The sequence below is a fragment of the Enterobacter sp. ODB01 genome (genome assembly GCF_001623605.1).
GTDB lineage: Bacteria > Pseudomonadota > Gammaproteobacteria > Enterobacterales > Enterobacteriaceae > Enterobacter > Enterobacter kobei.
In genome coordinates, this window is the sequence record NZ_CP015227.1 from 2,266,707 (window position 1) to 2,287,222 (window position 20,516).

General features: G+C 51.1%; 15 protein-coding genes and 1 pseudogene. 12 read left to right on the forward strand and 4 right to left on the reverse strand.

The features are described 5' to 3' along the window. Positions 1-37 precede the first annotated feature (37 nt). From A4308_RS10835 to A4308_RS10865, 7 genes are all read left to right on the forward strand, one after another. Positions 38-1,132, forward strand: a complete 1,095-nt coding sequence (locus A4308_RS10835; protein WP_014883112.1) for an HlyD family secretion protein — start codon at positions 38-40, stop codon at positions 1,130-1,132. Beyond that, positions 1,129-2,700, forward strand: coding sequence for a DHA2 family efflux MFS transporter permease subunit (locus A4308_RS10840; RefSeq protein ID WP_023332472.1), 1,572 nt, complete (start codon positions 1,129-1,131; stop codon positions 2,698-2,700). The genes A4308_RS10835 and A4308_RS10840 overlap by 4 nt, the downstream gene beginning before the upstream one ends. Next, positions 2,700-4,220 carry an efflux transporter outer membrane subunit gene (locus A4308_RS10845; protein ID WP_063308517.1) on the forward strand — a complete coding sequence of 507 codons (1,521 nt, stop codon included), beginning with the start codon at positions 2,700-2,702 and terminating at the stop codon, positions 4,218-4,220. Before A4308_RS10840 ends, A4308_RS10845 begins: the two co-directional genes overlap by 1 nt. A gap of 102 nt (positions 4,221-4,322) precedes the next feature. Then, on the forward strand, positions 4,323-5,363 hold the full coding sequence (locus tag A4308_RS10850; RefSeq protein WP_014883115.1) for an aldo/keto reductase: 1,041 nt from the start codon (positions 4,323-4,325) through the stop codon (positions 5,361-5,363). 161 nt (positions 5,364-5,524) lie between these two features. After that, positions 5,525-6,901, forward strand: coding sequence for a glycoside hydrolase family 1 protein (locus A4308_RS10855; RefSeq protein ID WP_023336963.1), 1,377 nt, complete (start codon positions 5,525-5,527; stop codon positions 6,899-6,901). A gap of 51 nt (positions 6,902-6,952) precedes the next feature. Next, entirely contained in the window at positions 6,953-8,275 is a 1,323-nt protein-coding gene (locus A4308_RS10860) for a PTS sugar transporter subunit IIC (protein WP_014883117.1), read from the forward strand. A 15-nt stretch (positions 8,276-8,290) separates the two neighbouring features. After that, entirely contained in the window at positions 8,291-9,007 is a 717-nt protein-coding gene (locus tag A4308_RS10865) for a GntR family transcriptional regulator (protein WP_014883118.1), read from the forward strand. A gap of 41 nt (positions 9,008-9,048) precedes the next feature. Here A4308_RS10865 and ldtB read toward each other — a convergent pair whose 3' ends face one another. Further along, on the reverse strand, positions 9,049-9,969 hold the full coding sequence (gene ldtB / locus A4308_RS10870; RefSeq protein ID WP_014883119.1) for a L,D-transpeptidase: 921 nt from the start codon (positions 9,967-9,969) through the stop codon (positions 9,049-9,051). A gap of 667 nt (positions 9,970-10,636) precedes the next feature. On the opposite strand from ldtB, the gene A4308_RS21795 reads away from it, so the two are divergent. Beyond that, a complete protein-coding gene (locus A4308_RS21795) occupies positions 10,637-11,359 on the forward strand; it encodes a YagK/YfjJ domain-containing protein (RefSeq protein WP_063929238.1) in 723 nt (240 codons plus the stop codon). Positions 11,360-12,127: 768 nt separating this feature from the next. On the opposite strand, the gene A4308_RS10880 is transcribed toward A4308_RS21795, so the two are convergent. The 3 genes from A4308_RS10880 to A4308_RS10890 form a co-directional block, all read right to left on the reverse strand. Beyond that, a complete protein-coding gene (locus A4308_RS10880; protein WP_231867136.1) occupies positions 12,128-13,885 on the reverse strand; it encodes an ATP-dependent helicase in 1,758 nt (585 codons plus the stop codon). A 16-nt stretch (positions 13,886-13,901) separates the two neighbouring features. After that, entirely contained in the window at positions 13,902-15,686 is a 1,785-nt protein-coding gene (locus A4308_RS10885) for an ATP-dependent nuclease (protein WP_045339457.1), read from the reverse strand. Between the two features lie 656 nt (positions 15,687-16,342). Then, a complete protein-coding gene (locus A4308_RS10890; RefSeq protein ID WP_029464057.1) occupies positions 16,343-16,957 on the reverse strand; it encodes a recombinase family protein in 615 nt (204 codons plus the stop codon). 695 nt (positions 16,958-17,652) lie between these two features. Between A4308_RS10890 and A4308_RS10895 the strand changes: the two genes are divergently transcribed. The 4 genes and pseudogenes from A4308_RS10895 to A4308_RS10905 all read left to right on the forward strand — a co-directional run bounded on the left by A4308_RS10895 (position 17,653) and on the right by A4308_RS10905 (position 20,453). Beyond that, complete coding sequence (locus A4308_RS10895) at positions 17,653-18,591, forward strand: cation diffusion facilitator family transporter (protein ID WP_001198019.1); 939 nt, start codon at positions 17,653-17,655, stop codon at positions 18,589-18,591. An 18-nt stretch (positions 18,592-18,609) separates the two neighbouring features. Next, entirely contained in the window at positions 18,610-19,083 is a 474-nt protein-coding gene (locus A4308_RS10900; RefSeq protein ID WP_000923859.1) for a cytochrome b562, read from the forward strand. A gap of 463 nt (positions 19,084-19,546) precedes the next feature. Then, positions 19,547-19,777 (forward strand): annotated as a pseudogene (locus tag A4308_RS22755) (IS3 family transposase); the annotation flags it as partial. A 94-nt stretch (positions 19,778-19,871) separates the two neighbouring features. Continuing rightward, positions 19,872-20,453 carry a cytochrome b/b6 domain-containing protein gene (locus A4308_RS10905; protein ID WP_001004932.1) on the forward strand — a complete coding sequence of 194 codons (582 nt, stop codon included), beginning with the start codon at positions 19,872-19,874 and terminating at the stop codon, positions 20,451-20,453. The last annotated feature ends 63 nt before the right edge of the window (positions 20,454-20,516 follow it).

The following is a 20,516-nucleotide window of genomic DNA, read 5'->3' on the forward strand; positions in this document are numbered from 1 at the left end:
GTGTGATGCCGCTCACTGACAGGACCGTTGCTGAACTATGGCTGAAGATCAAAAAACGCCTGCTGACGAGCAGGAAAACAACAATAATGAACGTAAGCGACCGGGCAAAAAACCGTTAATTATCCTCGGCATTGTCGTGGTAGTGATGGTTGTCGTGGCGCTGGTCTGGTGGTTTTTAACCCGTAACGAAGAGACAACTGACGACGCCTTTACCGATGGCGATGTGGTGACGATTGCCCCCAAAACTGCGGGCTATGTCACCGGGCTGCACGTGCGCGATAACCAGCGCGTGAAAAAAGGCGATCTGCTGGTGGTTATCGATCCACGCGATACCACCGCCCAGCGCGATCAGGCTCAGGCTCAGCTTGGACTGGCTATCGCGCAGCTCCATCAGGCCCAGGCGCAGCTGGCGCTCTCAAAAGTGCAGTATCCTGCCCAGCGCGACGAAGCGAAAGCGCAGGTACTGAAAGCGCAGGCCGATCTGGCGAACGCGCAGGCGGAGTACCGTCGTCAACGCGGCGTCGACCCGCGGGCGACCACGCAACAAAGTATTGATTCTGCGAACGCACAGCTGCGCAGCGCGCAGGCTGCACTGGCCAGCGCCCAGGCGCAGCTGGAAGTGGCGGAGCAGGTTCAACTGCAAATTCGCCAGCAGGAAACCAACGTTGAAGCACGTGAGCGTCAGGTCGAGCAGGCGAAAGCGCAGCTCGAAACGGCCAATCTGAATCTCTCCTACACCGAAGTCCGCGCCCCGTTCGACGGCTTTGTCACCAAACGCAACGTGCAGCCCGGGACGCTGGTGCAGGCGGGCACCGCGCTGTTCTCACTGGTTTCCCCTAACGTATGGGTGGTGGCGAACTTTAAAGAGTCACAGCTTGAACGCATGAAGCCCGGCGATAAGGTCACCGTCTCCGTGGATGCGTGGCCGGATATGGAACTTGAGGGCCACGTCGACAGTATTCAGCAGGGCAGTGGCTCACGCTTCTCCGCTTTCCCGGCAGAAAATGCCACCGGCAACTTCGTCAAAATTGTGCAGCGCGTGCCGGTGAAAATCGTGATTGATAAGGGACTCGACCCGAATAAACCGCTGCCGCTGGGGCTGTCGGTGGCGCCGAAGGTGACAGTGGAATGACGGATCATAGCCACGACAGCTGGAAACCCGCCAGTAACCCGTGGGCGGTGGCGATTGTTGTCACCCTGGCGGTGTTTATGGAAATTCTGGACACCACCATCGTTAACGTGGCGCTGCCGCACGTCGCGGGTTCGCTCTCCTCCAGCTATGACGAATCGACCTGGGTTTTAACCAGCTATCTGGTGGCGAACGGCATCGTGCTGCCCATCTCGGCGTTTCTGAGCCGGGTGTTTGGCCGCAAGCAGTTCTTCTTAATCTGCATTGTGATGTTCACCGTCTGCTCGTTCCTGTGCGGGATCGCCACCGAGCTGTGGCAGATCATCCTGTTCCGCGTGATGCAGGGTTTCTTTGGCGGCGGGTTGCAGCCTACCCAGCAGTCGGTGCTGCTCGACTACTTCAAGCCGGAGGACCGGGGCAAAGCGTTTGGTCTCTCCTCTATTGCGATTATCGTTGCGCCGGTGCTTGGCCCGACGCTCGGCGGCTGGATCACCGACAACTACTCCTGGCGCTGGGTGTTCTTTATCAACATCCCGGTGGGGATCGTCACGGTACTGGCGATCTATCAGCTGCTGGAAGATCCGCCGTGGGAGAGTAAATCGAAAGAGAAGCTAACCATCGACTGGACGGGGATCGGGCTGATCGCCTTAGGGCTCGGTTGTTTGCAGGTGATGCTGGACCGGGGAGAGGATGAAGACTGGTTCTACTCAAACTTTATCCGCACTTTCGCCGTGCTGACGCTGATCGGCATCATCGGCGCGATCTACTGGCTGGTGTATGCCAGAAAGCCGGTGGTGGATCTGTACTGCCTGAAAGACCGCAACTTCGCGATCTCCAGCCTGTTAATGGCTGGGATGGCGATGATTTTATACGGCAGCTCGGTGGTGATCCCGCAGCTGGCGCAGCAGGATCTGGGCTATACCGCCACCTGGTCCGGGCTGGTGCTGTCGCCCGGCGCGGTGCTGATTGTACTCACCATCCCGCTGGTGCTGAAGCTCATGCCGGTGGTGCAGACGCGCTGGATTATCGCCTTTGGCTTTACCTGCCTGGCGGTGTCGTTCTTCTGGTCGCGCACGCTGACGCCGGATATCGACTTCGAGACCCTGGTGCTGTTCCGCAGCGCTCAGTCGATTGGGCTGGGGTTCCTGTTTGTGCCGCTCACCACGATTGCCTTCATCTCGATACCGAGACGGCTCAACGCCGACGCGGCGGCGCTGTTTACCATGTTCCGCAACGTGGCGGGCTCGATTGGGATTTCGCTCTCGACGGCGGCCATTACCGAGCGCTCGCAGGCCCATAGCGCGCATCTGGCGTATCACGCTTCACCGTTTAACGAGCAGTTTCAGCAGGCGATACGCGAAAGCGCCCAGGCGATCCAGAACTTCACGACTCAGGTGGGTGACCCAACCGGCATTGCCACCGGGCGGATGTACCAGACCATGATCGAGCAGTCGCGCTTCCTGGCCTACATCGACGTCTTCACCCTGCTGAGCGTGGTGGCCTTGTTACTAATTCCGTTTTGTTTGTTGCTCTCGCCGGTTAAGAGCGAGGGGAGTGCAGGAGCACATTGATGATACACAGACGTTTACACCCCCTGATGATAATGCTGCTGGCTGGCTGTGCCGTGGGACCGGATTACCAGCCACCCGCGCCGCCGGCCGTCACGCACTGGAACGATAAGGGCGACAGCGGCGTGAAATCGCTAACCACCTCCGCTGCGACCAACCCGCGCTGGTGGAAAACCTTCGGCTCGCCGCAGCTCGATAGCCTCGTTGAACGGGCTATTGCCGGAAACCTGACCCTGCAGCAAACGGTGCTACGCATTGCCGGGGCACGTGAACAGATTAATCAGGCAGGCGGAGCATTTTTCCCGTCGGTTAATGGCAATCTACAGGCGACGCGCCAACAGCTCGGGCTGGAAGGCGAGCTGAAATCCCACGGCGTGTATGACCAGCTGGATAATGTCGATCCAGCCCTGCGGGGCGCGTTAGGCCCGCTGACGCAGCCTATCAACCTCTACCAGGGCAGTTTCGACGCCCAGTGGGAAATTGACCTGTGGGGCAAGGTGCGCCGTCAGGTGGAAGCCGCGGAAGCCCAGCAGAAGGCGGCTATCGAGCAGCGTAACGACGCGCTGGTGTCGCTGGAAGCGGAAGTGGCGCGGGCGTGGCTACAGCTGCGCGGCGCGCAGAGCATTATCGCCACCCTGAATACCCAGATTGAGAGCGCGCAGCAGACGCTGGATCTCACCGAAAGCCGCCAGCGCGGCGGGCTCTCGCCACAGATGGACGTAGAAAATGCCCGGGCGCAGCTGGGAAATCTGGAAGCGCAACTGCCGCAATATCAGGCGCAGGCGCGGCAGGCGATGAACGGCCTGGCAATCCTCCTCGGCAAGCCGCCGGGCGCTTTGGATGCCGAACTCCAGTCAGCGCAGCCAATGCCTGCGCTGCCGGATATCGTGCAAACGGGCATTCCGTCCACGCTGGCGCGCCGTCGTCCGGACGTGCGTGAGGCGGAGGCGAATCTTCATGCCGACACGGCGCAAATCGGCGTCTCGGTGGCCGAGCTGTTCCCGAGCTTTACCCTCTCCGGGCAGTTTGGCCTGCGTAACAGCGAAACCAACTGGCTGACCGACTGGAGCAGCCATTTCTACAGCTTCGGTCCGCAGGTTTCTATTCCGATCTTCCAGGGCGGACGACTGGTCTCCAGCGTGAAGGTGGCGCGCGCGCAGCAGGGGGCAGCGGTGCTGGACTATCGGCAGACGGTGCTCACCGCGCTCGGCGATGTTGAAAACGCGCTCGTCAGCTACCGCACCGACCAGCAGCGTGAAGCCGGCCTCGCAAAAACGATCGACGCCCTGCAAAACGCCTTTGACTTAGCCAGCGACAGTTACCGACAGGGCATCGCCAGCTTTATCGACGTACTGGATGCCCAGCGTCAGCTCGCCCAGGCTCAGCAGCAGCGCGCTCAGGCGCAGGTACAAAGCGCGCTCGACCTGGTGGCGCTCTACAAGGCGCTTGGCGGCGGCTGGGAGCCGTATCAGCAGGTGCAGCTCCCGGATTACAGCGTCTTTGGCGACGCCCCGCGCGGATAAATTCAGAGGATTGGGCAAGAAACGGACAGGAACGCCACATTCGCGATGACAGAGGGGCGGGTATAACTAACTGGCACCCATTCGACATGTGAGGAATGACTTATGCGTTATCAAAAACTGGGCAACACCGGTCTGTTTGTTTCTGAACTCTGCCTCGGGACCATGACCTTCGGCGGAGAAGGCGGCATGTGGGGCAAGATTGGCCAGCTGCAGCAGAGCGAGGCCGAACAGCTGGTGGGCCGCGCGCTGGATGCCGGGATCAACTTTATCGACACCGCCGACGTTTACTCGGAAGGGCGCTCGGAGGAGATCACCGGCCAGGCGCTGAAGAACCTGAAAGTTCCGCGGGAGAACGTGGTAGTCGCGACCAAAGTGTTCGGTGAAACCGGCACCGCGGGCGTGAACTCGCGCGGCAGCTCGCGGTATCACATCATCGGCAGCGTGAAGGAGAGTCTGCGCCGCCTGCAGCTGGATCATATCGATCTCTACCAGCTGCACGGCTTTGACCCTGCCACCCCCATTGAAGAGACGCTCCGTGCGCTGGATACCCTGGTACAGCACGGCCACGTGCGCTATATCGGCGTCTCGAACTGGGCAGCGTGGCAGATTGCCAAAGCGCTTGGCATCTCCGAGCGTCTGGGGCTGGCACGCTTCGCGTCGTTGCAGGCGTATTACACCATCGCCGGGCGCGATCTTGAGCGCGAGCTGGTGCCGATGATGCAGAGCGAAGGCGTCGGGCTGATGGTCTGGAGCCCGCTGGCGGGCGGTCTGCTGAGCGGGAAATACGATCGCAACGGGCAGAGCGAATCGGGCGGGCGCCGTCTGGAGTTTGACTTCCCGCCGGTCAATAAAGATCGCGCCTTCGACTGCGTGGATGTAATGCGCACGATTGCCGAAAGCAAAGGCGTCTCCGTCGCGCAGATCGCGCTGGCGTGGCTGCTTCATCAGAAAGCGGTAACTAGCGTGATCGTGGGCGCGAAACGCGTCGATCAGTTGAATGACAATATCGCCGCAACCGGGATCCGCTTAAGCGAAGACGAGCTTAAAAAGCTTGATGCCGTCAGCGCGTTGCCGGGGGAATACCCGGGCTGGATGCTTGAGCGCCAGGGGGAATATCGTCGTAACCAGCTTGCACAGCAATAACCGTCCTCTCCCCGGTGGCGCTTCGCTTACCGGGGCTACTTTCCGTAGGCATTATTTCAATCCATCTCACAAAAAACGATCCTCCCCTTTGATCACCTTTTCATCTTCGCCTATATGACTAGTCATGAAATTTAAAATGACTAGTCATATAGGGAGAGAGCATGAATACATCGCTGCCAGCCAATTTTTTATGGGGCAACTCGGTCTCCAGCATGCAGACGGAAGGGGCATGGAACGAGGGCGGAAAGGGCATGTCGGTCTACGACATTCGTGAAGCCGGGGAAAATATCTCCGACTGGAAAGTGGCGACCGACTCCTACCACCGCTACAGGGAAGATTTCGACCTGATGCAGGATCTGGGCATGAACTGCTACCGCTTTCAGATCTCATGGAGCCGTGTCTGCCCGCAGGGTGATGGCGCGTTCAACGACGAGGGGATCGCCTTTTACGACCGATTTATTGACGATCTTATCGCGCGCGGCATCGAGCCGATGATCTGCCTCTATCACTTCGATATGCCGTTGGCGCTGGCGCAGGAGTACAACGGATTTAACGATCGCCGCGTGATGGAGGCCTTTATCCGCTACGGCAAGAAGATGATCGACTGCTTTGGCGACCGGGTGAAGTACTGGCTGACCTTCAACGAGCAGAACATTTTCCATATGCCGGAAGCCTTCCGCATTTCCGGTTACCTGAAAGGGGAGCAAACTCTTCGCGAGCTCTATGAGTTACAGCACCATGCGATGGTGGCGCATATGTCGCTGACCGAGTATCTGCACCAGACCAAACCGGGCCAGCTGATGGGCGGCATGCTGGCGCACCAGCTGATTTACCCGGCGACCTGCAAACCGCGCGATATCTTCTGCGCCCAGCAGTACGATGAATTCCTCAACCAGAACCTGCTGCGCGTTTTTGCGGGTCAGGGTTACAGCCCGGCGGTGATGGCGGTGGTGGAGCAGGAAGGCTTTGGCGATATCTACCGCGACGAAGATTTAGCGCTGCTGGCGCGCACCAAAAACGACTTTATGGCCTTCAGCTATTACGCCAGCAAAACGCTGGACAGCGATGCCATCCCGGAAGGCACGCCGGTCAACTATTACCTGCTACACGGTGAGAAAAATAACCCGTACCTGAAAGCCACCGAGTGGAACTGGCAGATCGACCCTATGGGCTTTCGCACCATCATCACCCGCTACGCCAACGACTGGCGGATGCCGGTCTTCCCGATTGAAAACGGTATTGGCGTGATTGAGTCCTGGGACGGCGTCAACCCGATTGAGGACACCTACCGCATCGACTACCACCGGGCGCATATCGACGCAATGAAAGCGGCGATGTTCGAAGATGGCGCAGAGGTCATCGGCTACCTCGGCTGGGGGTTAATCGACATTCTCAGCTCCCAGGGCGACATGCGTAAGCGCTACGGCGTGGTCTACGTCAACCGAGAAAACCACGACCTGAAAGACCTGAAGCGCGTGCCGAAGAAAAGCTACGCCTGGCTGAAACAGGTCATTCATACCAACGGACGCGAGATGTAAGCCGTACGCTGCCGGGCCGTTTTTGTGACTGATTGATGGGAACTATCCGCTATGTCTGAAACAAAAATCACACCGCATATGCAGTCCTTTGTCGATAAATTTGTTGAGTTCTCGGCGCGCCTGGCAAACCAGGTGCACCTGCGCTCCCTGCGCGATGCCTTCGCCACGGTGATGCCGATTTTCATCCTCGCCGGTCTGGCGGTGCTGGTGAACAACGTGGTGTTCCCGTGGATTTTTGACGGCGACACGCTCACGCAGTTTAAGGTATGGGGGGAGGCGATAATCAACGGCACGCTGAATATCGCCGCGCTGCTGCTGGCCCCGATGATTGCCTGGTCGCTGGCGCGCAATAAAGATTTCGACAATCCGGTCTCGGCAGTGGTTATCGCCGTCAGCAGTTTTATCATCATGATGCCGATGCGCCTGCAGTTGACGCCCGTCGGCAGCGAGACCACGGTGAACGTCACTCAGGTACTGACGTTCGCCAATATCGGCTCTACCGGGATTTTTGCCGGAGTGCTGATCGGGCTACTCTCAACGGAGCTGTTTATTGCCATTTCGCGGCTCAAGGCGCTGCACATTTCGCTGGGGGAAAATGTGCCTCCGGCGGTGAGTAAATCCTTTACCGCGCTGATCCCAACCATTCTGACATTGTCAGTATTTGCCGTGCTGGCAGCACTGCTGGCAAACGTGCTGCACACGGACCTGATCCATCTCATCACGACCTTTATCCAGCAGCCGCTGCGGCTGATCAACACCAGCCTGCCGGGAACGATTTTTATCTACAGCTTCGGTAACTTCCTGTTCACGCTAGGGATTCATCAGTCGGTGGTCAACAGCGTGGTACTGGAACCGTTCCTGCTGATCAACACCAACGAGAACATGCTGGCCTTTGCCAATGGCCAGCCCATCCCGCATATCATCAACAACATCTTCGTGCCGACGTTTGGCATGGTGGGCGGGACGGGCAGCACCATTTCGCTGCTGATCGCCATCTTTATCTTCTCCCGGCAGAAGTCGGCGAAGCAGGTGGCGCGCCTGTCGCTGGCGCCCGGTTTATTCAACATCAACGAGCCGGTGATTTTTGGCCTGCCGATTGTCTTTAACCTGCCGCTGATGATCCCGTTTGTGCTGTTGCCCGCGATTGGCATTTACGTTGCCTGGCTCTGCACCACGCTGGGGTTAATGTCGCGCTGCGTGGTGATGATCCCGTGGACCACGCCGCCGATTCTGAGCGCCTGGCTGGCCACGGCAGGGGACTGGCGGGCGGTGGTGGTGCAGTTGGCAATCATTGTTTTTGGTGTATTCTTCTACCTGCCTTTCCTCAAGATTGCCGAGCGAGTGGCGTTGAAAAACAGCGGGATAGAAAACTAATTGAAAGGAAGGACGATGGCGGCGAAGTACATCACCATAGCGCGGGAAATTAAAAAACGCATTATCAGCCAGCAGTACGCCGCCAATGAACCCCTGCCGGACCAGTTTGCGCTGGCGGCGGAGTTCAGCACCAGCCGGATGACCATCCAGCAGGCGATGCGCCAGCTGATTGTCGAAGGTCTGGTTTATACCCGTCAGGGGCAGGGCACCTTTATCCGCAAAAACTTCCTTCAGCTTTCCCAGTGGGATCTCTCCGGCAGCGACTATTTTGGTGCCACCAAAACCTGGGAACATCTGGGTACGGTCACGAGCCAGGTGGTGCATTTTGAACTGCGCTTCCCGAACGAGAAAGAGCAGGCGTCGCTGATGATTAATGCCGATGCGCCGGTCTATGATTTTATTCGCCTGCGTTTATTAAACGGTGAACCGATGTCGCTGGATTCAACGGTAATGCCGATGACCCTGGTGCCCGGCCTGACGAAAAGCCATCTTGACGGTTCGGTGTTTCAGTATGTTCAGGAGACGCTGGGGCTGAAAATTATGGGGTCATACAGGGTGGTGCGGGCGCTAAAACCCAATGCGCTGGACAGGCAACATCTGGTCTGCGAGGAAACCGATCCGGTGCTGGAGGTGGAGCAGGTCATTTATCTGGAAGATGGCACGCCGCTGGAATATGCCCACTGCCACTATCGGTACGACCACGGGGGGATAGTTATCGTGAATAACGGGTAAAAAAAAGCGGGCATCGAAGCCCGCTTTTTTAATGCTCGTTATTAGTTCAAACGCACCGGCATACCGGAGCGGTTCTGCACGGCCTGGTCAACGATGGTCGTTTCCACGTCAGGCTGAGAGGTCACCGCCTGCACCGCGCTGTTCAGCGTCACAGGGACGACTTCGTTGTTGTTGATCTGGTCTTCGCTGGTAGACAGCGGGTTGTGCACTTCAATGTAACGGCTACCGTCTGGCTCAGTGGTCGCTTTTACCGGTTCGTTAATGAACTGCACGCGCGTACCGACCGGCACGTTTTCGAACAGGAACTTGATGTCGTCGTTACGCAGACGCACGCAGCCGTGGCTTACGCGCAGGCCGATACCGAAGTTGGCGTTGGTGCCGTGAATTGCGTACAGACGGCCAATGTACAGCGCGTACAGACCCATCGGGTTATCCGGGCCGGCTGGCACAACGGCTGGCAGCGGTTCGCCGGCAGCAATGTATTCTGCGTGCATTTTGGCGGTAGGGGTCCAGGTTGGGCCCGCTTTCTTACGCTCAACTTTGGTGGTCCAGTTCATTGGGGTGTCTTTACCCAGCTGGCCGATACCGATTGGCAGCACGATAACGGTGTTGGTGCCTTTCGGGTAGTAATACAGACGCATTTCGGCGCTGTTAATGACGATACCTTCATGAACGGTATCCGGCAGGATCAGCTGCTGAGGAATATTCAGTACGGTACCCGCTTTTGGCAGATACGGGTCAACGCCCGGGTTTGCTTCCAGCATGTTGGACAGGCCCAGCTGGTACTGTGCGGCGAAATACTCCAGCGGCTGAGAGTTACCTTCTGGTACCGTCACCACCTGGTTTTCGCCCACCAGACGGCTTCCGTCTGTCGGCAGGGGATACGTCACCGCAGACGCGGTCTTACAAAAACCTACTACGGCTAACGCCGCCGCAAAAAGCGTTGTTAATTTCATGTTCATGTTGTGCGAGGTATCTAAGCCATTCAGGCGATGAGTTGATAAGTCTGAATCTATGATGGGAGCGCATTATATGTGCATTCCCGCTCGCAGGGAATTCAGATGTGTACGAAATCACATTTTTTTCGATTTTGTTAAAGTTTAGTGGATTGCCGCAACACGGGATCTCAATTCGGAATTGTGGCATAATGCCGTGTTTATCACACTTTTCGCAGGAATCTCCCCGTGTTAGTTACCAGCAACGTCACCATATAGTTTCAAAGGGGGAAATTAAGAGATGCGGAGAGAAGTTTCTTTCATCCTGCTTGCGTACTTTGGTCAGTCTTCGTTGTTTAAAATTTTGGTTTCATTTGGGCCAATATCCTTATACTGGCCTGGTGGTTTTTACCACTCAACCCAAGAATATCATAAGGTCAACCCGCAGATCGGACACACTGTTCAGCACGGATAAATTTTAAATTGCATTTTTTTTTCTTGCTGTTATGATGTAATGTTGAATAAATATATCCGTAAGCTTTGTTCCGTAGTATTTCTCTCCTCCAAAACATCCCCAACGTCAGATACAAGGCGGCTTTGCGCTATCGCAAATGCCATCGTTTTACCGTGGTTTTAGGTAGTAACTATGTAGGAGGTGTGATCTCTTTCTGAATACAAAAAGGTTAATTTAACAATGATGCAACAATCACAAACCCTGTTCGAATCGTCGATTTTATCGACAACAAGTTTTCGTACCGTCTACCATGAATACGGACGTTACAAAACCATCAATGGGAACTCCTTTGTTCATGATGGTCATGAATACCGGATTAACACAAGAATCGGCTCTGGTGTTCGTCATGACATACTTATGTCAACAATCAACGAACTGAACGCAATCCTGAAGCTCTACAGTCGAGTGTTCCTGACCCGTTTTGATCTCCACCTCCCTGAGTTCACTTCTGTTGAAGCAGGTAACAAATACATACGCAACCTGTTCAAACGATTACGTGACCGCCTGGAGTCTGGAAACAACGGGTTATCAGAACCTATCATTGATTTTGCTTACGGTTGGGTTTGCGAACAGGAAAAGGCTTCACAACCCCATTACCATTGCTGGATTGCACTTCCACATCGTTCGGTAAGATGGTTTGGAACGCCAGAAAGAGGGATCGCTGGTATTATTACGGAAATCTGGATGAAACTGACAGGTGGTAAAGCAACGCTGGTAAACTTGTCTAAAGCCACTAAAGACTATCCAGATCACTACGTCATTCATCGTGAAAATCCTTCAACACTCGAAGGTCCGGTCTTCTGGCTTTCTTACCTGGCAAAAGAACGCGGTAAAGCGCAAACAGGGAAGGGAACACGCATGTACTCAACATCGAAATTGAGTCGTAAAGCACTGAATTCGTAAATATCGCACAGGAAGCCCGTAGAGCGTTTTTCTTCCCGAGACATGCAATCGCATTACCCACATCATGAAAATTGCTTACAGCCTCGCTCAGGGCGTTTTAAGGCATGATTTGTTACTGGTTAACTTTATGCTTCGGTCAGTTGCATGAGAGTTCAACGATAATTGCTTTGCTTATAGAATAATACATTCCTTCAAAATTCCGAGCGCAGCGAGGGACACGAACGAAGTGAGTGTCTGTGTACGATGTACTGTTTATAATATTTATATTTTATATATAGAGAAAACAGTACATTTCCGTATGTTTTTTAACCAGCATTAACTATCCGTCTTCGCTTCGCTTGACGGAACTCGCTTCGCTCGTAATTCAGTACCTCACTTTAACGTTTGAAGCAATGTACACTAACGAAGTGAATGTTTTATGTATCCACATCCTTAAGAACTCTCTGTTCAATGAACCTGCCCGGTCAGAATCGAAAAAAATATTGGCTCAGATTTGGCCTGACTCAGCTTTGGTAAAGAGCCGGACTAAATTTAACATTCCTCTCCGTGCCTGCAGCGGACGTTGTTACTGTTACGGCGATTAATTTTAGCCAATGGGGTGCAGGTAAATCGCTATCTGAGTGAATAATCTTTCCTTATTTGGCTCCTGGGTCACAAGATAGTTTCATGGCGATAAAGAACTGCAGAAGCAGACGATCCACTATACGGTACTCACGATTATTCGTAAGCTATGACTTATAGCGACTGAACCACTCGTCAGACCGGATGCTAAGTCTGCTGGCTGCGATGATAGAGTTCCGCAATCCAAGGGGAATGTTCACCTTTTCTATAAACCATGTGCAACTCTTTGCGTGGTCGTGTAACGCCGACATAAAACAACCGCCGTGCCTCGCGTAATGCATTGTCTGAAACAAGGTCGCGTTTACCCGGAAAATCATACTTGTTAACGCCAAACATAATGGCGACATCAAATTCTCGGCCTTTTGCACTATGTAGAGTGCTCAGTGTAATTCGTCTGGTACTTTCTTCCTTTCCGGCAAATACGATCAGAGCCATATCTTGCTTTAATGCAGGATCGGTTCGTTTCAGTAGCTCTTTAACAACATTCCACTCAACCTGGGGATTCTCCGTGATTATCTGCCAGCCGGAAATAAGTTCTTTGTCGAATCGCAAAAGCCATTGATGAGCAGTTTCAGCCTGATCAATTCCGCTTCGTAAAAATGTGATGAGTTGTACGGTGAGCACTTGTTCTTCAGTACGGCTTGCACGGCGGCCATAGACTAAAGAAAGTGCCTGACCCAGCAGCAAATTAAAGGCAGGGGACGCTTCTTTCCATCCCCCTGTTACCCACTGGCTGCAGGCCTCGATGAAGCGGGCAAGGCGTGAATTGCGTTTTATTAATGCATTGGTGTCAGTACGCATGAGTGCGATGCCCTCGGCTTTAAGCGCATCCGCAACTTTATCTCCGAGCCAAGCTGCCCGGTAAAGTACTCCGATGCGCTCAGGTTTAAATCCCCGTGCTGTCAGGGAGGGGATTAAATCCTGAGCGATATAACGTGCCTGTTTTTCATAATCACCTTCTACTCCGTGAAATCCTATTTCTCCTTCTGCCGTTCCATCTGGCCCACGATAATTACGCTCTTCTCCCAGTGCTCCCATTGATGCCCTAATGATTTTAGCGCCGGACCGATAGTTGAAGCGAAGACGGAACGTTTTCACATCTGCACGTGAAACGAGGCTATCCAACAATCGCGGATTTGCACCATTGAATCCATAAATGGATTGGTCAGCATCACCTACCGCAAAAAGCCGTATTCCGGCATCAAAGCACAGCAGCAACACTAGTTCATGAAGGGCATGTCCCAGATCCTGATATTCGTCTACGAATAAGACGGGATAGCGAGACCGAATACCATTACAGATCCAGTCATGCTCTCTGAGCATACGGAAGGCGATTAGCGGCATATCATCAAAGTCAATAAGACCTGAACGCCTAAGATGTGCTTCATATAATTCGATGAAATCTGCAAGCTCCGGGTTGTTACTCCGCCACGATGGTAACAGTCGGTTAACGTCCCGACGCCGCTTTTCTTCTGCAAACTTCCACCGGGTATGAGGGTCCCCGATTGCGCCAAATTTTGCCAGATAAGCAGCCTCAACTGCGGCACGGCACTCGTCTCGTGTCGCCACTCGAAAGTCATTAGGTAGCAAACCAGGTATACAGCGCGAATAGGGTATTAAAACTTGGTTTAATGCAAAGCTGTGCACAGTACCAATAAAGTTTCGTTCGCTGCAGGCAATGCTAAAGCAAGCCAGACGTTCTTCAAGTTCAGCTGCACACTCATTATTGAAAGTAATGCAGGCAACGCCTCGAGGATCAGTAATATCATCCATCAAGGCTCGCGCCATGGCGGTCGTGAGCGTTTTTGTCTTACCACTACCGGGGCCGGCAATGACAACGCAGTGTCCTTGCTCGGTGGCAGCGCCATACTGCTCTTTATTCGATGAGAGCTCACTTAACGCCATTGACAGTGCGTGCCGGTCAGACATTGGACACCACATACTGAATCGCTGCTGCGATGTATTCCGGTGGTGCTAAGCCGGAGGCTTTTTTCTTGAGTTTCGCCGCCAGCCGACCTTTTCCAATATCAGATATCATCGCGAGGAGTTGCGCAGGCTCTGGATCCTGACCGGTTCTCCAGGAGGCAATTCTGGAGGATCTAAGTGATCCAAAACCTTGCGCATCGAGAATATTAAGTAGCGCGTCTTTCAGGATTGGGGTATTTGCTACAGAAACTTCAAATGTTTGCGGACTAAGAAATATACCGGCTTTTTTCCATACGTCGCTACACTCCTCAAAACCTTTATCCACAAACCAAGCCTTCTCTTCAGCACTAAGCTTGTGCATTTCTGGACGGACAGCACAGAAAGCATCCCAGATACTAATGGCTCGTGCTTTTCCCAAAGGTTGTTTGCTTCCGTCAAGTGGATCCCAATCAGTTATAACAGCTATGCGAATACCCAAACTGCCTGCAAGCTTAACGTAAGGTTCAAAATTCACTCCTGCAACACTACATACAGTGATACCAAGCTCGTCAAGGTTGAGTCCCATGGCTTCTGCAAATCCCGGAATTAAAACCTCTTCAGCATCACCTTCCACAAATATAACTCCTTTGGCAAAAAGTAATTCCGCTCTGGTTGCAGTGAGGTACCGCTCAATATCATCGAGTTCATCAGTTGTTACAGGAAGTTTAGCTAGGGAAAAAGCGTGAGTACGCCCACAATCATCTCTACAAAGGCGTACAACTGAACGAAGCGGAGCAATGCTTGCCAGAGTTGGGGAATGGCTCGTTACAATCAGTGACTGCGCCTTATCGGCATTATTAAAGAGCTTATCAAAAACAGCCCGTTGAAGTTGAGGGTGCAGGTGTGCTTCAGGTTCTTCAATACAGAGAAGTGAGAAATTTCGTTCGTTCTTGGCGCGGCGCCAGGCAAACTCAGCCAGTTTAAGAGATATTAATGCCACATTAGCAGAGCCGAGGCTTGCTTCAGTGATTCCTCTTTTTCCGTCATCGATGAACATTGATAGTGAGCGCATCAATCTGAGCGGGTCTGTTGGTGCAAAACGAAGACGCGCATTAAGATCGTGAGCAGTACCGGCAAGATTAAGGATGCCACCACGCAGAGATTCCTCAAGATTCTTAATAGGAGTGAATGCCTCCATTGTACCCGTTGCTGATTCAAGGGCGCTGGCAACCCTGTCCAGATCTACTCGACTTAGCGAACCGAACGCATCTTCAAGTAAAGGACGTAACGGAGAGTTACGCCATGATGCGAGTTGCGCTTCAGCGTCTCGTAAGGCATCTAGCATATCGATGGCTATCCGGCGACGAACGCGACTGGGGATGGTGCGTGATTCCTGACCACCGCCAAACACGATAAATTCACAATCCTCACTTGACTTGGGTTCTCCTGCAATATCTTCCTTCTTTCGAAAGACGTAGCTGAGTCTCGCCAAGGCTGGGTTTTCTGCTATGCGAAAATCGGTTAGCAGCGCTGAGAGTGAAGCGTCGCTGTCGAAATCAGCGAACTCAAGATGTATTTCAATTTGAGGGGAAGTGGATAAATCGCAACCATCCCAGAAATCTGATAATTTTAGCTGTCTGGCTGAATCAGGTAATGTTGGATCAATCACAAGGCGGATAGCGAACAGCAGGTTGCTCTTACCTACTCTGTTTTCACCCAGCAAAACAATGTTACCATCCAGGGGAATATCTACCGTCTCGAAATTTCGGAAGTTGGCTATCCTTAAATTAGACAGATACATTATTATCCTTTTTCAGTAAGTAAGATTCGCGTGCAATTTATGTTCACACTATTCTGGCGGCTAGTTCACGACGCATTGAAGACCTGTCCTGATAAGCTTCCGGCTGTTACTTGGTGAATTATTCGGACTGGTGTTTTAAACCTATATCCGTTTCAGTTACGTCTAACGGCTTACCAAAGAGTAGACCGCTACTATAAAACCACACCAAATGCCGATTTCTATTGCTCAGACTACAGCCCTCGAAGGAAATGATATTTATTATCTTTTTTCTGCGGCACCATCTGTCTTAGTGGAATGGACTTCGCAGCATCGACCTGAGAGCGTGACCTGAATCCAGTCGTCCTTAAGGCCAGCGCGACCAATGACGAATATATATAAATCAGGCATGAGCGTTTTTGCAGCGTAGCTTATCAGATTGAACTGGTTTACAGCGTTTTCCACTTGGTACTTTTATCTAACTTCCTCGAAAACAGGATACTCAATGCCTTATGAATTTTATTGATATTATTCTGAAAGACTTGCGTGTCAACGATAATCTGGACAAGAAGTTAAAAATTAAGTGGTTGGAGCTGTAAACTTCTGCTTCTCGAACAGTGCGGACGGTCAGATTCGAATGCATTCTGTCAGAACACTCTTCCGAGCTAATACAAATATAATTATTTTCCTAACTCATTCTTGATTCGGTAAAACGTGGCACGGCTGATATCTGCCGCTTTCATGATGTGGGCTGGTTTAACGTTCTGCGCCAGCATTTCGCGAACAGTCTCACGGGCTTCCATATCTTTTTCTTTCCCCGTATACAAACCAGCCTGTTTTGCTCTTGCGATACCCTGTGCTTGGCGTTTACGTCGGGTTTCATAATCTTGTCGTGCCATTGTCGCAAGAATATCGATCAGCATTGCATTGACTGCCCGAAGAATGCCACTGGTTAGGTCGTTACCGGACATTTCAACCATCTGCCAACTGGTCGGTAAGTCCATTGATACGATCACCAGCCCTTTACTGTTCAACGTAGCTTTGAGTTCAGCCCATTCTTCATGTTGAAGACGACTGAGACGGTCAATCGCTTCAATTAGAAGCAAATCGCCAGGCTGTGCTTCCGCAAGTAGGCGCATCAGTTCCATACGTTCCAGCTTCGCACCGCTGGCATTCTCAATGTATTCTCCGGCTACTTGCCAGTTTTTGCTTTGCGCAAATTCGCGCAGGCTAACTAATGCACGATCAGCATGTTGGCCTTCGGTAGATGCACGGCAATAGATACGGACATTCATTATACATTCTCTTTTAAATATCAAATTGATACCCATATGATACAGTGCGTGTTTTTATTGTCAATAGAGTCAAATTTAACCCTATTGATACTTTGTATCATGGTCTTTATCAGGTATACCTAAAAGAGATATTGTTCGGATGGTATTCAGATCTTGCTTGGGGTATACGATTTGGTCAGTTTCTGTAGCTGAAGCACTCCGGTTTCATTTCAGCAGGTCTTAATCAAATTCAGTGTGCCATACATGCGGCACGAAAAAGTCTGGCATCAATGTGACCAGTTCTATCACCCACCACAGTCACTACAGTGGCCACACAGTTGGGGACCCAAAGGATGTTGTTTACCATTTTGCAATGGTTGACAGCTACCCGAAAGCAACTCCTCTTCGAGAGCGCTCAATTCCTCAGTTAATCGGGTTTGCAATTTTAGTTTGTTGAACCCATCCACACTGGGCGTAAGTGTATAGTTGTGATAACTGTCAACTTTTCTTCTCTCTTCTGTTCAGAATAAATTAATGTTCAGGCGTTATGATAAATAGATGTTATCGCCACCATGGCGCGGTCTTTACAGGAATAAATCTCACCATTTTTATATTTTCACCACAGTACCTCAAAATTTCATATACCAAAACTGAACTTGGCCGGGTAGTATTGGCTGCTTAGTATTAACTGTAGATGCTGTTATTAGGAGTTTCAGGTGCAGGTAAACAAACTTACGGATGATATTGATATTAGTTCTCATGAGCGTTTCCTCGCGGCCCGTAAAAGCACATGGGTTAGTGTGCTTGTTAATTGTTTTCTGACATCCGGGCAAGTGATTACTGGCGTATTTTCCGGATCTCAGGGGCTTATTGCGGATGGTATCCATTCTCTGTCTGATTTAGTTTCAGACTTTGTGGTGCTTATTGCTAATCATAAAAGTAAAAAAAATCCCGATGATGACCATCACTACGGGCATCATCGTTATGAAAATGGTGCATCATTAATTCTGGGGACAATTTTATTCATTGTTGGCATCGGGATGTTATGGTCAGCAGCAAATAAAATGCAACAACCAGATGATATTCCTCAGGTACATATTGTTGCTCTGTGGGTGGCCTTAGCCGCACTGGTTATCAAAGAGCTTCTTTTTCGCTATATGCTGGCAGTAGCAACCCGAGTAAAATCCACTATGCTGGTTGCCAATGCCTGGCATGCCCGCTCTGATGCCGCCTCATCTTTGGTGGTGGCTATTGGTATTATTGGTAGTTTATCAGGGTTTAAATTGCTTGATCCGGTAGCTGCACTGGTTGTGGGACTGATTGTGACCAGAATGGGATATTCATTTATGTCAGATTCGCTTCATGACTTGATGGACAGGGCCGTGGATATTGAAACTGAAAATAGTATAAAAACAACATTATTGTCCACGCCTGGGGTCGAAGGCATCCATGACCTCAAGACCAGAAAAATGGGGGACCTTGTTGTGGTTGATGTTCATCTGGAAATTGATGGTGATTTATCAGTGAAAGTAGGACATGACATTGCTGTTTTGGCCAGGAAATCAGTTTTAGATAATCATCATGTTTTAAATGTTATGACACATGTTGACCCTTATTTTAAAGGTGATAATAGTCCTGGTTGCGGGGGCAAATAATCCTGAAAAATAATATGAATGCTGCTGTTTTTTGAGAAGATTGGGAAGGGATTATTTTTTTGCGCAATATTACCCCTTCTGACTGTGAAAACGAGAGTAAACAATATGGAGGCTATTATGAGAAAAATTATGCGTACTGTTGTGATAGGAGCCACCCTTCTTTTATCCCCCTGTGTAATGGCTGGTTCTGACGGTGTTGAACATGCCATGAAGATGATGAATAAAAGCTACCGCGCAGCACTTAAGGAGGAGGACGTTACATCCTTCAGGAAAGATATGCGGGAACTGAAAGCAACAGCAGAGTCCATCCTGAACAGCCCTGTAGAAGGGTATGACAGGGAAACGTATGTTGCAGGCATGTCACTTCTAATTGATGAGGTAACTGCCGTTGAAAGTACCGCTGAGAAGGAAGGTCTTGACGCCGGGAAAATTGCAGCACAGAAACTAGGCAGTCTGATGAGAAAATACCACAATAAACTAGGTGTTGACTGAGACCGGGAATTATTCGGTGAAGGTAGATATGCTGGAAAGATATCCCTGAACTGACATGATACACGTGCCTGTAATCAAGCAGATAGCTATGCACTGGTGAGGAAATTTCACAACGTTATCTTATCTGCAAAATACATATAAAAATGTTGGGGTAACAAACATGCATTATCAATGCTACATATTTTAGTTTGTTGCCTCAACATAAGTTAAGTACCTATTGGTGTTGCGCGGGGTGGATTCAGGGGGCCAAATTATATTTGGTGGTCACGCGTCAGTCTGTGTTTTGTTTGTTGGTCATGATGACCTGCTCCCCGTTGATTAACACACTGATGCCCGTAATGTCTTCATCATCGGTATGAGACCCTCATTAAGATGCTTTTTTCCGGCAAATAAATCATCAGTATCCTCTTCGAGGCTGGAACAGGGATTCTAAGCCATGTGCTTTGCCGTAAGAAGATCATTTCCGACGTCACCTAATGTGGCTTGGTGAATGGATTTTGTCATGGCTGCACTCTTCATCGGTCGTCGGATTAAGTGCCGTACGATCCACGTCGCTTTTGGAATTTCAAGCGTTCAGATATAAGCATTCTGTACAGCATTGCGTTGTTTCGTGGCTATCTGGCGACGATAAGAACCACTCAGGAACCTGAATTTACCTGTCGAGTACTGGGCCTTTGAACATGGTTTGGATATTACTGAGTGCATCTTGGTTTTGAGAAGTTAAGGTTATCATTAATAAAAAGGCATAATATTGAGTGGTCAACCAACCTTAAAAAAGTGGCTAAATTATGAACGAAAATTTACGTAATGCTCTTCCTCACAAAAACACACCATTTCTACGTGTGCTGCATATCATCGTAGCTGTATTGATTTTATTGCAGATTATTAATTCAAACCTTACCGAAAGCGATGCGCTTAGTGACTATACTCTCACTGGGTTCGTAACATGGTTCCATGTTATCACTGGGTTATCACTGATTGTCCTTGGGTTTGTCATGCTTGCATGGATGCTGACACAACGAGGATTTCGTTACTATTTTGCCTGGGTGGTCCTTGATTTTCGAGGTGTGGTTGAAGATATCAAAATGCTGATATCATTCCGTCTTCCTGAAGCTCATGCTGGTGGGATTGCTGCTCTGGTTCAGGGGCTTGGTGTACTTGCACTATTGGGCGTTGCATTATGTGGTGGATTCTGGTTTGCTCTCAATACTGCTCTTGGCACGTCACCTGTGCTGACAGAAACCGTCCTGCATGTGCATAAGTTTCTGACTGTATTTATTGAAACCTATTTCTGGGCACATGGTGCGATGGGGTTGCTGCATATCTTCCTCACCGTTCGTAGCCAAAGGAAAAATCCCGTTACCGAATAGTGCTGTAGGTTTATGATGGATAAGATGCCCTGTAATGGTTGGCTAAAACAGACTATAACCGCG

Bases quoted from the DNA above. Each gene is read 5' to 3' on its own strand.
- A4308_RS10835 (WP_014883112.1), top strand. From the start codon at position 38: ATGGCTGAAGATCAAAAAACGCCTGCTGACGAGCAGGAAAACAACAAT.
- A4308_RS10840 (WP_023332472.1), top strand. From the start codon at position 1,129: ATGACGGATCATAGCCACGACAGCTGGAAACCCGCCAGTAACCCGTGG.
- A4308_RS10845 (WP_063308517.1), top strand. From the start codon at position 2,700: ATGATACACAGACGTTTACACCCCCTGATGATAATGCTGCTGGCTGGC.
- A4308_RS10850 (WP_014883115.1), top strand. From the start codon at position 4,323: ATGCGTTATCAAAAACTGGGCAACACCGGTCTGTTTGTTTCTGAACTC.
- A4308_RS10855 (WP_023336963.1), top strand. From the start codon at position 5,525: ATGAATACATCGCTGCCAGCCAATTTTTTATGGGGCAACTCGGTCTCC.
- A4308_RS10860 (WP_014883117.1), top strand. From the start codon at position 6,953: ATGTCTGAAACAAAAATCACACCGCATATGCAGTCCTTTGTCGATAAA.
- A4308_RS10865 (WP_014883118.1), top strand. From the start codon at position 8,291: ATGGCGGCGAAGTACATCACCATAGCGCGGGAAATTAAAAAACGCATT.
- ldtB (WP_014883119.1), bottom strand. From the start codon at position 9,969: ATGAACATGAAATTAACAACGCTTTTTGCGGCGGCGTTAGCCGTAGTA.
- A4308_RS21795 (WP_063929238.1), top strand. From the start codon at position 10,637: ATGATGCAACAATCACAAACCCTGTTCGAATCGTCGATTTTATCGACA.
- A4308_RS10880 (WP_231867136.1), bottom strand. From the start codon at position 13,885: ATGGCGTTAAGTGAGCTCTCATCGAATAAAGAGCAGTATGGCGCTGCC.
- A4308_RS10885 (WP_045339457.1), bottom strand. From the start codon at position 15,686: ATGTATCTGTCTAATTTAAGGATAGCCAACTTCCGAAATTTCGAGACG.
- A4308_RS10890 (WP_029464057.1), bottom strand. From the start codon at position 16,957: ATGAATGTCCGTATCTATTGCCGTGCATCTACCGAAGGCCAACATGCT.
- A4308_RS10900 (WP_000923859.1), top strand. From the start codon at position 18,610: ATGCTGCTGTTTTTTGAGAAGATTGGGAAGGGATTATTTTTTTGCGCA.
- A4308_RS10905 (WP_001004932.1), top strand. From the start codon at position 19,872: ATGAACGAAAATTTACGTAATGCTCTTCCTCACAAAAACACACCATTT.